General features: G+C 55.6%; 13 protein-coding genes and 1 CRISPR repeat array (1 of these 14 cut by a window edge). Of the genes, 5 read left to right on the top strand and 8 right to left on the bottom strand.

The features are described from left to right. Nucleotides 1-232: direct repeats of the CRISPR family, unit length 28 nt; unit sequence GTTCACTGCCGCACAGGCAGCTTAGAAA (it extends 638 nt beyond the left edge of the window). A gap of 440 nt (nt 233-672) precedes the next feature. From ACMGEE_RS14840 to ACMGEE_RS14820, 5 genes are all read left to right on the top strand, one after another. Continuing rightward, a complete protein-coding gene (locus tag ACMGEE_RS14840; RefSeq protein WP_436830279.1) occupies nt 673-1,530 on the top strand; it encodes an SUMF1/EgtB/PvdO family nonheme iron enzyme in 858 nt (285 codons plus the stop codon). After that, nucleotides 1,520-2,059 (top strand): carbapenem self-resistance protein CarG family protein, encoded by a 540-nt coding sequence (locus ACMGEE_RS14835; protein ID WP_436830278.1) that lies wholly within the window; start codon nt 1,520-1,522, stop codon nt 2,057-2,059. The genes ACMGEE_RS14840 and ACMGEE_RS14835 overlap by 11 nt, the downstream gene beginning before the upstream one ends. Further along, nucleotides 2,056-2,616 (top strand): SEN1982 family lipoprotein, encoded by a 561-nt coding sequence (locus ACMGEE_RS14830; protein WP_436830277.1) that lies wholly within the window; start codon nt 2,056-2,058, stop codon nt 2,614-2,616. The genes ACMGEE_RS14835 and ACMGEE_RS14830 overlap by 4 nt, the downstream gene beginning before the upstream one ends. A gap of 281 nt (nt 2,617-2,897) precedes the next feature. Then, on the top strand, nt 2,898-3,260 hold the full coding sequence (gene yacL / locus ACMGEE_RS14825) for a protein YacL (protein WP_369895511.1): 363 nt from the start codon (nt 2,898-2,900) through the stop codon (nt 3,258-3,260). A 123-nt stretch (nt 3,261-3,383) separates the two neighbouring features. Continuing rightward, nucleotides 3,384-4,343, top strand: coding sequence for a 2-keto-3-deoxygluconate permease (locus ACMGEE_RS14820; protein ID WP_253455251.1), 960 nt, complete (start codon nt 3,384-3,386; stop codon nt 4,341-4,343). Between the two features lie 133 nt (nt 4,344-4,476). Here the strand turns inward: ACMGEE_RS14820 and ACMGEE_RS14815 are convergent, their stop codons facing one another. The 8 genes from ACMGEE_RS14815 to ACMGEE_RS14780 form a co-directional block, all read right to left on the bottom strand. Continuing rightward, on the bottom strand, nt 4,477-5,766 hold the full coding sequence (locus ACMGEE_RS14815; protein WP_436830276.1) for a glycoside hydrolase family 28 protein: 1,290 nt from the start codon (nt 5,764-5,766) through the stop codon (nt 4,477-4,479). A 122-nt stretch (nt 5,767-5,888) separates the two neighbouring features. Further along, entirely contained in the window at nt 5,889-6,566 is a 678-nt protein-coding gene (locus ACMGEE_RS14810) for an SDR family NAD(P)-dependent oxidoreductase (RefSeq protein ID WP_436830275.1), read from the bottom strand. Further along, on the bottom strand, nt 6,563-7,039 hold the full coding sequence (locus tag ACMGEE_RS14805) for a NanQ anomerase/TabA/YiaL family protein (RefSeq protein ID WP_436830274.1): 477 nt from the start codon (nt 7,037-7,039) through the stop codon (nt 6,563-6,565). Before ACMGEE_RS14805 ends, ACMGEE_RS14810 begins: the two co-directional genes overlap by 4 nt. Further along, complete coding sequence (locus tag ACMGEE_RS14800; RefSeq protein ID WP_436830273.1) at nt 7,036-8,214, bottom strand: sialidase family protein; 1,179 nt, start codon at nt 8,212-8,214, stop codon at nt 7,036-7,038. The genes ACMGEE_RS14805 and ACMGEE_RS14800 overlap by 4 nt, the downstream gene beginning before the upstream one ends. A gap of 1 nt (nt 8,215) precedes the next feature. Further along, the gene (locus ACMGEE_RS14795) at nt 8,216-9,631 is read right to left on the bottom strand and encodes a sodium:solute symporter family protein (RefSeq protein ID WP_253455246.1); all 1,416 of its coding nucleotides are present in this window, start codon (nt 9,629-9,631) and stop codon (nt 8,216-8,218) included. Between the two features lie 126 nt (nt 9,632-9,757). Further along, the gene (locus ACMGEE_RS14790) at nt 9,758-11,074 is read right to left on the bottom strand and encodes an MFS transporter (protein ID WP_253455245.1); all 1,317 of its coding nucleotides are present in this window, start codon (nt 11,072-11,074) and stop codon (nt 9,758-9,760) included. Between the two features lie 81 nt (nt 11,075-11,155). Further along, a complete protein-coding gene (locus ACMGEE_RS14785; protein ID WP_253455244.1) occupies nt 11,156-12,097 on the bottom strand; it encodes a phosphoglycerate dehydrogenase in 942 nt (313 codons plus the stop codon). Nucleotides 12,098-12,189: 92 nt separating this feature from the next. Continuing rightward, on the bottom strand, nt 12,190-13,074 hold the full coding sequence (locus ACMGEE_RS14780) for a dihydrodipicolinate synthase family protein (RefSeq protein ID WP_436830272.1): 885 nt from the start codon (nt 13,072-13,074) through the stop codon (nt 12,190-12,192). Nucleotides 13,075-13,080: the final 6 nt, after the last annotated feature.

Here is a 13,080-nt window from a genome sequence, read left to right as displayed (position 1 = left end):
GCAGCGATCAGGCATACAATTAATGTTCACTGCCGCACAGGCAGCTTAGAAAAGAACTGCGCCCCATCATCAGTCCACATCTCAGTTCACTGCCGCACAGGCAGCTTAGAAATACTGCCTTCAGGATGCCAGCGTCTAGAAGCTGTTCACTGCCGCACAGGCAGCTTAGAAAATTTCGGTTACGCAGCTTTTAAAGCGCTCAGTGTTCACTGCCGTACAGGCAGTTTAAAATCAGGGAATGATACGCATCCGCCATTTTTATCCCTAAGCACCACTCTTACCCTCCTATGGCAAAAGTGAACGCCAGGAGACATTTCTGTGCCCCTTCAGATAAGCCGCTACCTTGCCGTCCATTTAAAAAGGAAAATAGTGTAGCGGCAAACGCTCAGGAAAAATAACGTCGGATAAAAGCGCAGTCCAACAAGAAAAGATAATATAGATGTGGGCTGAAAACTAAAGCTGACTTATGCCGACAAACCACGCATTGCCTGTTTATAAATTAGCGCATGATAAATCACTACGCAAAAAAAATGATACAGCGTCTCATTATTTTTCAGGAAGGGCAGGTAAGCGCATAACCTTCCTTTTAAAGACCAGTTCGGTTATTGTGGGAATGTCCCTATACTGATTTTAAAAACATCCTGTAACTATCTTCTGATATGTCGAGGCTCAATGAACATCCTGGCAAGAAATCTCATCATCTTTCTATGCTTCTTTTCTTATAAGGTTTTTGCTCAACCCGATATCTCTGAAGTTTTAATAAAGGGCGGTGATTATTACGTAGGCGACGTTTTTGGCAAACACGACTATGCACAGCATGCCAATGCAAAAATAAAAAGCTTTTACATCATGCAAACCGAGGTTAGCTACGCGCTTTATCAACAGATCTATGCGTGGGGGCAGAATAATAACTATTTGTTTAACCCCGGCTGCAATGGCGCTATTTATGAAGATTGTCGCGAGCCTGATTACGAACAGGGAAAGCATCCGGTAACTAATATCGAATGGGGCGATGCCGTTGTCTTTGCCAATGCGTTAAGCGTGTTACAGCATTTGCAGCCCGTCTATCTGACGAACAAAGGCGCTATTGTCTATAATGTTGAAGAGACTGACAACCTGCATGAGGACAGCCACGCAGACGGTTATCGCTTACCTGATATTAATGAATGGCAGGTAGCCGCGCGAGGCGGAGAAAAAGCAGTAGCCAAAGGTCGCTATGGCAATCGTTTTTCTGGCAGTGACAGAGCCGACAGCGTCGCCTGGTATCCACCGTTTAACAGTCAGCAATTTGGCACGGCCAAAGTAAGTTCGTTAAAACCAAATGATGCGGATATTTATGATATGAGCGGTAACGTCTATGAATGGATAAACGATAAAAGCGAGACGGCAGGCATTGCCATGCACTATTTTTGCGGAGGAAGCTATATTGCCCATTCTGCTTCCCTGGCAAGCTGTGACTCGCATAGTGCAAAATTCGTCATGTCTGATATCGGTTTTCGCCTGGTCAGGAATGCCGTCAGTGAAAAATAAATTTTTACTGATGGGTCTGCTCTTTTCGGGATTTGCCAGCGCTCAGGCTGAATACGTCTCTTTACACAGCGGGCAGAACGTTATTGATATCAATGCCGATGGTCTGAAAGATATTTTGTTTATCGCGGATTATGACAATAACACGTCTCATCCCAGCCAGACGATGAATATTTTTATAAAAAATAAGCAGGGTGGTTACAACAGCGTTCCCTGCCCGCAGGCCAGCGGTTTTACATGGGCCGATATCAGGCTTTCTGCCTCTGGCGTTAAAATATATGATTACAGATTGCTCGTTTACCACAACGGATATTCTTTAGTTAGCGCTGAAAAATTCGCTACTGATAATGATGGCAGCGACGTATTGAACTCAGGCCTGGTCAGGATAAATCGCTATGTTATGACGGAAGGGGAAAACGATCCGGGCATCCCTGCGTTTCAATGGAGCCTGGCGGGAAGCTACATCACCAAAGAAAAATTCAACGACGTGGACGACGCGCTTAAAAATATTAATATGGATGAGTTTAAATGAAAGCAATTATCATGCTGGCGGCAGCGTTATTTACTGTATCTTGTCATGCCGGTAACGCTGGCGTGAATGATAATAACTATAAAGCGGCGATACAGCAGGCATTAGATAACCAGCCGCCACTTTGTCTTGGCGAGAAAACCTGGCCAGCCGTTACAAATACGCAGGGCTATAGCTGGATAAATGCAAAAATGGAGGCGTTAAAAGAGGCTGGTCTGATTACTAAAAAAACTACAGGCGGAAAAATAGACTGGCGGTTGACCACATACGGCCAAAAAGCTTTCAACCAGTCCGGTGACTTTTGCTACGGTAATTTTAAGGTTAGTAAGATAACCGATCTCAATCATCATAACGATGGCACGGTGACCGTTGATTTTACCTACCAGATAACCGCTTTACCCGCATGGGCTAAAAACAAAGCCGTCAGAGTGGCCTATACCGATCTGGATAATGACGTTATGGGAATAGGCCATGCCAGATATGAAATCGTTTTCCGAAAAGAAAATTCAGGCAAGCTGGTGGTGCTTTCTCCACCTTCGCAGCTCGATCTACTTTACTGAAGCTAATTAATCCAATGTTTTTAGCCCTTTTCTGTATGCCGAACGGCCCGAAGTTTAGTGTATATGCATTATAGCGAGTTTATCTTACGTTCCCGGACAGAGCCGCCCGAGCGGTTGATCATACGTCTGCCGTTTTTGCGAGATCGTTGTTTCATTTCTTCTCTCTTTCCTTTTCTTTGGCCCTTATGCTGCGATAATAGAAAGGTTAACCCGTTCACAGGAGCGGGCCGGCGCAGGCGGCAGATTGAGGCCGCAGCCCGGTAAGGTCAGAGGAAAGCAGTATGGAATATGAATTTTTACGCGACGTTACCGGCACGGTAAAAGTACGCATGTCGATGGGGCATGAAGCTATCGGCCACTGGTTTAATGAAGAGGCAGCGGACAATTTAGCGCTGCTGGATGAGGTAGAGGCCGCCGTCGCCGAAGTGAAAGGCAGCGAGCGCCAGTGGCAGCGCGTGGGCCGCGAATATACGATCTGGCTGGATGAAGAAGAGGTGATCGTGCGCGCCAATCTGCTCAGTATTGAAGGCGACGAGATGGAAGAGGGCATGAGCTACTACGATGAAGAGAGCCTGTGCTTCTGCGGCGTCGAGGATTTTCTGGCGGTGATTGCCGCCTATCGCGGTTTTCTTCAGGGGCGTTGATCCGCCTTCTTTGACATTTTTTAATCAATCTGGATGCTTTTATCTGCGATCGTGATCGTTTTTATTCACTTTTGATTCATTAGAATCAAACGGGGGATAACCTTAAAACGAGGCAGGATGCTGATGAAACTGAAAAGGATGATTGAGAAAATTCCCGGCGGCATGATGGTCGTGCCGCTGGTTGCCGGAACCACCCTCAATACCTTCGCGCCACAGCTGCTGGAAATCGGCGGCTTCACCACGGCCTTGTTTAAACAGGGCGCCGCGCCGCTTATTGGCGCTTTTCTAATCTGCATGGGGGCCGGCATCGGTTTTGGCGCGGCGCCTCGCGCCATTCTTCAGGGCGGCAGCATTACGCTGGTTAAGCTGCTCGTCGCGGTGGCGCTTGGGTTTGCTGTCGATAAGTTCATGGGGGCGGAAGGCGTTTGGGGGCTGAGCAGCGTAGCGATTATTGCCGCGATGAGCAATGCCAACGGCGGCCTCTATGCGGCGCTGGTTGGGGAGTTCGGCAGCGAAAGTGATATCGGCGCGATCCCGCTGATGACGTTAAGCGATGGCCCCTTTTTCACGCTGATTGCGTTGGGCGCGGCCGGTATGGCTTCCGTCCCGCTGATGGCGCTGGTTGCCGTGATCGTGCCGCTACTGGTCGGCATGATGCTGGGGAATCTTGATGCCGATATGCGGCAGTTTCTTACCGCTGGCGGGCCGCTGCTGATCCCCTTCTTCGCTTTTGCGCTGGGCACGGGGATCGATCTGGCGATGCTGATTGAAGGCGGCCTGGCTGGCGTCGCGTTGGGCCTGTTGACTACTTTTTTCGGCGGCTTTTTTAACGTTCGTATCGATCGCCTCGTTGGCGGAACGGGAATAGCAGGCGCCGCGGCCTCCAGTACGGCGGGGAACGCGGTTGCCACCCCGCTGGCGATTGCGCAAGCCGATCCTTCTCTTCTGCACGTGGCTTCCGCCGCTACGCCGCTGATTGCCGCTTCTGTGATCACCACGGCCATCCTTACCCCGTTATTTACCTCATGGATAGCCAGGCGCAACGTCCGGCAAAGCGTTGCCGCCCAAAAGGTCGAGCAATAGACAGGCTGAGGGATGCAGGGCAGGCGCACGTTTTGCCGTTAAGTTTTTGCGGCAGCAACGCAAATCCGGTGCGCCCGAGAATTATTGCAGCAGGCCGGATAAGATACGGGGATGATGTGCATCCCCATCAGGTTTACCGTTCGTAAGCGTCGTTTTTTTCCAGCGTGACGGCGGGGGCATTCACGCTAACCTGTTCAAAGCTCAGCTTATTCACGCCAGCGATTTTGCCGAACTCCTGCGCCTGCAAGGTAATATGGCTGAAGTGCAGCCGTTCGATCGGACGTTCCTCTGCGCCTTCGATAAAAAATGCGCGAGAAAAATGGTGCGGCGCGGTTAACCGGCTGGTAACGTGAGAAACGGCAATGTTTTCTACCTGCGTGAGTCCCGCCGCGCCTTCCACGCCTTCGCTGAGTTTGCGCCAGTGCGGAGGGCTATCCTCACCCACCTGCTGGCCGTAGCTGTACTGCGGAAACCAGTTAAGCTGCATCATAAAGGGATAGCTGACGTCTTCCAGCCGCAGCTGGCGCACGGTAATATTCCTGATCCAGCCGCCGCGATTACGCGCAGATTTGATGCGAAAACCGACGCCGGTGCCAAAAAAGCGGTTATGTTCAATCAGCACATTTTCGATCCCGCCGGACGTTTCGCTGCCCAGCGTAATGCCGGAGCCTTTATGCAGTTCACAGTCGCGAATAACAATATCGCTCGTCGTTTTTGCCAGTCGCTGCGCTTCCGCGCCGCGTCCCGATTTGACGCAGATATTATCGTCATTGCAGGAAACCACGCATCGTTCCACGCGAACATGCTCGCACGAATCGATATCAATGCCGTCGGTACTGGGACCGGTCGCGTTACTCACCCGCAGATCCTGTAAAAAGACCCGATGCGAATAGCAAAGATGAATATTCCAGAAGCCGGATTCGCGTGAATGAAAACCGTTCAGCTCTACCGCTTCGCTCTGGTAAACCACCACGTTGCGCGGGCGCTCGCATTCGTAATCCACTACCCAGCGCAAGCCCTGCCGACTGTATTCCGCCAGCATGCCGCCGTTTTCATCCTCGCCCCAGAATTTATGCCACCAGACCGCGCCCTGGCCGTCAATCGTGCCCTCGCCCGTGATTTTCACCGCCTGACACCGGTTGATATTAACGATCCCCGCCGGCCAGAGCATATCAATACCGGCAACGCGGGTGGCGATTTTAGGGTAATCCTCCAGGCGCTGGCTGCCGAGCAAAACCGCGCCTTCGGCCAGTTCCAGCGTCATCTCGCTTTTTAAAAACAGCGAGCCGGTAAGATAGCGTCCGGCAGGGATAAGGACGCGGTCGCCCGCCGCCGCCTGGTTGATGGCGCTTTGTATCGCGCCGGTTGATAAGGTTGTTCCGTCAGGTACCGCACCGAAATCCAGAATATTCAGGATCGCCATGTTTTTTCCTTTCCATGCTGAATAAAAAACAGGCAGGCACTATAGCATTTCTGACCGTTGCCATATTTCCTGAGATCAAAGGAGCTGCCGTTGGCGGCAGCTGCTTGCCCTTAAAACCTCGGCTACAGCGATCCGCCGCCGCAGATCACCAGCTCCTGGCCGGTGATAGCATCGGCGGCGGGGGAGAGCAGATAGCCGACCAGCGCGGCGACCTCTTCCGGCTGGATATAACGCCCGATCGGCGGCATTTTCGGCGGCGAACTTTCCCGTCCGGGCTGGCTTAACATCGGCGTCGCCGTTGCGCCCGGCGCGACAATATTGGCGGTAATGCCGCGCGGCGCCAGCTCCGCCGCCCAGCTTCTTACCATGCCTTTCATCGCCGATTTGGTACTGACATACTGGCTGCGTCCCGCCGCGCCGGTTGAGGTGCGGCTGCCGATCAGTACAATGCGCCCGCCCGTGGGTAGCTGCGGCGCCAGCTGATTCGCCAGCACCTCTGCTACCCGAATATGCAGTTGCCAGAGCTTTTCGCTTGTCTCCTCATCCAGATCGCCCAGCGGCGCGGCCTTCATCATGCCAGCGGCGTGAATAACCGCATCGACCGGCGGCACGCTAACCAGCGCCCCCTTCAGCGCGGCGGTGTTAAACAGATCCACCGAAAGCGAGACGAAAGCGTCGCTGTCGCGCTTTACCAACGTGCGGCTTAGCCCGGTTACGCGCCAGCCTTCTTCCAACAGCTTATCGGCGATGGCGGCGCCAATGCCGGAGCTGACGCCCGTGATTAACGCGTGACGGCTCATGCGCGCGCCTCCAGCATCGCCAGCGGGATCTTAAATACCGCCTTGCGTACCGCTGCCGCTTCGCCGACCGCGCAAAGCGCCTGATGCGCTTCGCCAGGATAGAAAATCACGAAATCGCCGGGCTGCAAACGCACCGAATGCGGCAGCCAGGGGCGCTCAACGATAAACAGATCCGGCTTGCGCTCTTCCGCCTGCTGGTTACGGGCATCGGCACAGGAAAAGTGGACGATCTCTTCACCCGCCAGCAGGATCTGAATATCCAGATACTGCCGGTGAAATTCGGTATGCCGCGTTGCCGCCGGTGCGGTGCGCGTCGGACTCAGCGTGCAGAACCAGCTTTCCCCTTCCGGCTGGATGCGGCCGTCATCCCGCGCCTGTAGCGCCGCCAGATGATGTTCCGGCCTGGCAAGCAGCGCGGCAAGCACGGGCGGCAGCGTTGCCATTTTCAGCGTCGACAGATTACCGGTAATCATGGCGCCTCCTTAGCCCAGGCCTCGTCCACGCAGACGTATTTAATCGCCTGGCGGAAATAGGTGTAGGCAATATGCAGTTCGCCATTCAGCCCCTGTTTGATGCTGGGATAGGAGAACTCGCGGTTCAGCTTCTGCTGCGAGTTATTGGTCATGCAGTAACCGTCGCCTTCGTCGAGGTTGCGTTGCCACGGCCAGCTGCGGCCGCCGTCGGCTGAAATCGCCAGCGTCATCGGCGCGCGCGGCGCCCCCCAGAACGCCGTTTTTCCGGCGTGCGTCACGGGCGCAACGGCCGTATCGCCTTCCTCATCCTCAATTTCATCGTAGAGGGAAAGACGCCGCTCGCTGGCGCCCTCGGCGCTCATGGCGTTAAATACCAGCGCCAGATCGCCGTTAGTCAGCGTCGTGACCTGGATTGACGAATTATTATTCGGCAGTTCCGTCGGCTGCGGCGCCGACCAGCTTTCGCCGTTATCAACGGAACGGCTGGCGTAAATATTATCCGCCCAGCGGCTGCGAAACAGCGCCAGCAGCGAGCCATCTTTCAGCAGGGTAATATTCATATGCACGCAGCCGGTGCTTTCCGGCACCGCCACGTCGCGCCAGGTTTTACCGTGGTCAGCGGAGATTTTCACCGCGCTGGTATCCTCGTTGCCGACCCATTTTTCGCCGGACCGCGTGGTGCAGTAGAACACCGGCAGCAGCCAGTTGCCGTTGGCTAACACCACAATCGGCTGACGAATAAAGGTGCCGGGCTTGTCCAGCAGCGTGGCGATCGGCCCCCAGCTTTTGCCGAAATCCTGCGACTGACGAAAACGCACGATGGCGGTGTCCTGATTGCCGGATTTCTGCGCCGTCCACAGCAGCCACAGCACGTTGTCGGGCGCTAAAAACAGCACCGGATTTTGCTCGGAACGGCTGCTGTCGTCGGAAAGTTTTTGTGGTTCGCTCCAGCGCTCGCTGTTTTTCGCCAGCCGCGAGCACCAGATGGAGATATCGGCAATGCCTTCTTGAGTGCCGCCAAACCAGACGCAAAGCAGATCGCCATCCGGCAAAGGCAGCAGATTAGCCGCGTGATTTTGCGGGCAGGGCGAGGGCAGCATGGCGCTGCGCAGTCGCGAGGCGTTATCCGCGGGCTGCACAAGGCCGCTGCGTTCTACGGTCAGGGTTTCACTCATCTCAGGCTCCACTTTTTTGCATACGGTTGTCGGTTTTCTTCACGCTCTGACGGCTCGGGATCATATAGTCGATAGCCATAATCACCGCTGGCGTAATCAGCGCGATATACATGTTGTTGATGCCGAAAGGATCGCCCAGCACAAACCAGACGGAGGTCATTACGCAGGCGCCAATCAGCCCCCAGTTTGCGCCGCGCGCGCTTTTAAACATCGGCAGATAGAAGGCGATGATCGCCACCACGGAAATCGACAGGCGAATGGCGCGGGTAAAGAACGAAAGCTTAAGCACTTCCGGCACGAACAGCACAAAGACCAGCGGCGCAAAGCCGATTGCCAGCGACAGCCAGCGGGTCATTTTGAATTCGCGCTCCGGCGTGGGGTTGCGGTACGGCACATAGAAATCTTTTACAATCAGCGACGCGATAGCCAGCGCCACGGTGCCGACGCTGACGAAGATCGACGCGACCAGCGACGTGGTGACGATACCGGCCAGCCACGGGCTCATATCCTGCAAAAACACCGGCAGCGCATAGAGGCTGTTGATCTCAGGGTGCAGATATTTCGCCGCCACGCCGATCATGGCGATAGCGATACCGATAGGCAGGCAGAAGAAAAAGGCGACCCAGGTGGCGCGTCTGGCCGCCGCCGGGCTTTTAGTGGAAGAGATCGCCTGAATCACAAACTGGGTGCAGAAGATCGAGCCGATGGTGCCAATCAGCCAGGCGACGATGGTGCTGGCGCCGACATGGCCGTCCCACGTCCAGTAAAAGGACGGCATTTTCTCGACCATCGGCGTGATGCCGCCGGTCATTTTCAGCGCCACGCCAAGAATAATCAGGATGCCGACATATTTCAGCGCGCTGTGCAGCATGGTGACCCACGCCATACCTTTCATGCCGCCAAAGGCGAAATAGAAGGTGCTGACGATAGCGGTAATAAAGGCCGCAACGGGCAGATTAACTTTTAATACGGTGGAAATAGCCGCCGCGCCGCTGACGTAATTCCCTACGTTCACCAGCAGCAGCGCATAAATCATAATAATAGAGATAATATTCTTGGTGGTGCTGCCGTACTTTTCCGCTATCGCGCCGGAAATAGTAATCTTGCCGGTATTATAGATACGCTTGACCAGCAGCAGCCCGAAAATGGGAAAGCCAATTGCCGCGCCGATGACCGACCAGGAAGCGGCAAAACCATCCTCAAAGGCGGCCTGCGCCGTGCCGATGGTGGATTTGGCGCCGATATATTCTGACATCAGCATAATACCCACGATAAAAGCGGGCATAGCGCGCGACCCTTCCATAAAGTCGCCGGAGCTTTTACTTCTTAAGCGGTAAGTCAGCCAGGTGGTAAATAAAATATAGGCGACCACCATACAGATAATAATCAACGTGCCTTCAGTAGAAAACGCTTTCATTGTGATGCCTCACTATGAGCAGACGCGGCGGCCTTGCGGCTCTTTTCACGCCTTTGTAGGGTTAAGCGCCGAAAGCGCTGGAGGTAGATCCCCGTACGGCCTGCATACTGCCGCACGGGCTGAAAATTATGTCCGACTCGCTACCGCCTGGGGCGACGAGGCGTGCTCTTCTTCGTTAATTGGTTCAACTTTACCCATCAAAAACAGGTAGTTAATGATGCCAATCATCACCAGCGCGGCGGAGAACACCAGCGCCCAGGTAAAAGATCCGGTCGCGGCGACGATAGCGCCGGTCACAATTGGCCCGATAGCGCCGCCCATATTGGAAACGGTGTTCTGCAAGCCGGCCACGATAGAGACGCTGTTTTTCGGCGCGACGTCGCCGGGCAGCGCCCAAACCTGCGAGGCGGCTACCGTGGTGCCGGACTTCGCCACGCAGAGCAGAAACACGGTCATAAACACGGAATCGGTAAAGGGCGCAAAGCCGATGCAGAGCGCCATCAGCAGGCCGACAGTCAGGAAAAGCTTGCGGGTGGCGGTCAGAGACAGCACCTTCTTATGCACCAGCCGATCGGAAGCCCAGCCTGCTGCCACTTCGATAATCATGCCGCACAGCAGCGGCAGGGCGGCGATCATCCCCATCTTGATAAAATCCATGCCTTTCTCTTTCACCAGATAAGTGGGCAGCCAGGTGATAAAGAAATAGGAGGTGTAGTTGATGGTGAAAAAACCGATGCACATGGCCCAGATGTTGCGGTAGCGCAGCAGCTTGTACCACTTCATCGGGCGAACGTTTTTATCGCCGTGCTTACGGGCCTGGCCGTCGCGGATCAGGCTGATTTCCTGAGCGCTGATAGCTTTGTGCTCTTCCGGGTTCTCCGCATAGATAAAATACCAGGCGATCACCCACAGCAGCCCGACCGCGCCGATAATCAGAAAGGTCAGGCGCCAGTCGAACAGATAGATCATCCAGACGATCAGCGGCATCGCCACGGCGCCGCCGAATTTAGAGGCGCTGTCGAACAGACCAGAGACGGTGGCGCGCTCTTTATCCGGGAACCAGCGCGCCGTAATGCCCGCATTGCTGGGATAGGCGGCCGCTTCGCCGACGCCTAACGCCAGGCGCAGCGCCAGTAGCGATTTAAAGCCGGTCGCCAGCCCCATCATGGAGGTAGCGATGGACCACCAGGCAACGGCCAGCCCCAGCCCTTTTTTCTGTCCGAAGCGGTCGGCAAACCAGCCCGCCGGGATCTGCAACAGCGAATAGGACCAGAAGAACGCCGCCATAATAAAGCCCATCAGTTCGGGGCTGAGCTTCAGCTCGTCGATCAGGTGCGGCGCGGCGGCCGACAGCACGGTGCGGTCGATATAGTTAATGGCGATAGCCAGCCACATCAGGCCAGCGATCCACCAGCGGATACGGGTTGGGTTTGCAGTTTTCATCGTCCTGGCTCGGTCAGAGGTTAGTGGCCGACTCGACGGTCGGCTTTTTAAGTCGGGACGGAAACGGCGTCCCGCGTTTGACTACAGGGCATTTACCGGCCGCTGCTGTTGTTTAACGCACTGAATAATTTGCTGAACGCAGCGCTCGCCGATGGCGCTGATAGCGCCGTCGGTATAGCCAGCAATATGCGAGGTGGGCATAAAATTAGGCAGTGAAAACAGCGGATGGCGCTCCAGCGGCTCGTGGTCGAATACGTCTGCGGCGGCACCAGCAATCAGGTTGTCGGCCAGCGCGTGGTACAGATCGTTTTCGTTCACCACGCCGCCGCGTGAGACGTTAATTAAAAAAGCGGACTGCTTCATGCTGCGGATGCGCGTGGCATCAAACAGGCTGTGCGTCTCTGCGGTCAGCGGCGTGTGCAGCGTAATAAAGTCGCTTTGTTCGGTCAGCTCATCCAGAGAGACGAACCGGATATTATGTTCGGCGGCAAATTTCTCGTCGGGATAGTAGTCAAAAGCCAGCACGCGCATATTAAAGCCGCTGGCGCGCAGCGCGACCTGCTTGCCGATATTGCCCAGGCCGACAATGCCCAGCGTTTTGCCATAGACGTCGGTGGCGAAAATACGCGGCCAGTTCCCGGCGCGCGTTTCCGTCACCGCCTGCGTCACCTGACGGGCAGCGTTGAGGATCAGCGCAAAGGCGAAGTCCGCCACGGCATGCTTGTTGGCGTCCGGCACGTTGGTAACGGTCACGCCGCGCGCCTTAGCCGCATCGAGATCGATGTTGTCCACGCCGACGCCGTGCTTGCAGACAATTTTCAGCTGCGGCGCCAGCGCCAGCAGCGCGTCGTCGACCTCGGTAAAGGCCACGATCATCGCCACCGTCTTGGCCAGATGCGGCATCAGCGCGTCCAGCGACGCGTCGGCGGGCAGCGTTATCAGCTCAAAGCCCTGCGCCTTCAGCGTGGCGATGGGCTGCGCGTCATATTTGGCAAACGAGGGCGAGGTACAGATCACTTTCATTTTGCTTGTCCTGGTCGAAGAGCGGGCGCGCCGCAAAATAAAGGGTCGACGAAGCGGGGCGCGGTCATTTTTGCCGCGTCGCCACGGTCGGGTTACCGGGTGTACTGATTAACAATCTGGCGAATACGCTGCTCTTCTTCGGCGCTGAAGCGCACGGCATAGCGGCTTTCGCCTACGTCATAGCCCATCAGCGCCACGGCTTTTTTCACCGCCGCTGGCGAGAAGGCGACGCTGTAAAGGTCGGTGCGCAGACCGGTCACGTTTTCCTGCGCGCGGCGCGACCCCTCGATATCGCCGTCGTTAAAACGCGCCCAGATGGCGTTGATCTCTTTCGGCGCGACGTTGGCCAGCCCGGAGATGCAGGCGGCGCAGCCGTCAACAAAGCCCTGATGGATCAGCGAGTCCGGGCCGTTCAGCACGCTGAAATTTTCCGTGCCCTGCGCCGCCTGCAAAAAGCCGCTCAGGCTCTCATAACTGCCCGCGCTGTCTTTGATGCCAACGATATTGGGATGCGCGGCCAGTTTGCGCACCGTCTGCGGCTGGAGCGTGTTGCCGGTGCGGGCCGGAATGTTATACAGAAAGACCGGCACCTCCAGCGCGTCGGCGACCGCCTCGTAATGGGCGATCAGCTCCTCCTGTTTTAGCGGCACGAAGTAAGGCGTGATAACCGAAACGGCATCCACGCCCAGTATGGCGACCTGCTTGCCCAGGCGAATGGTTTCGCGGGTGGAGATTTCGCCCACGTGCGCCACCAGCGGCGCTTTGCCCGCGACTTCCTCCACGCAGGTGGCGGTGACCGCCAGCTTTTCCTGCTCGTTAAGCACAAAAAACTCGCCGTTGGTGCCGCCGCAAAAAATACCGTTGCCAGCGGCAAGCTGGCGCTGGATCTGCTGGCGCATCGCCTGCTCGCAGTAGTCGCCGTCAGCGGTAAAAGGGGTGACGATGGCGGTCAGTACGCCGGTGATTGTGTTCATCATGGCCTC

The organism is Erwinia artemisiae (genome assembly GCF_051400835.1).
Classification (GTDB): Bacteria; Pseudomonadota; Gammaproteobacteria; order Enterobacterales; family Enterobacteriaceae; genus Erwinia; species Erwinia aeris.
Note: the sequence above shows the minus strand (reverse complement) of the source record. Positions and strands in the feature narration are given on the sequence as shown.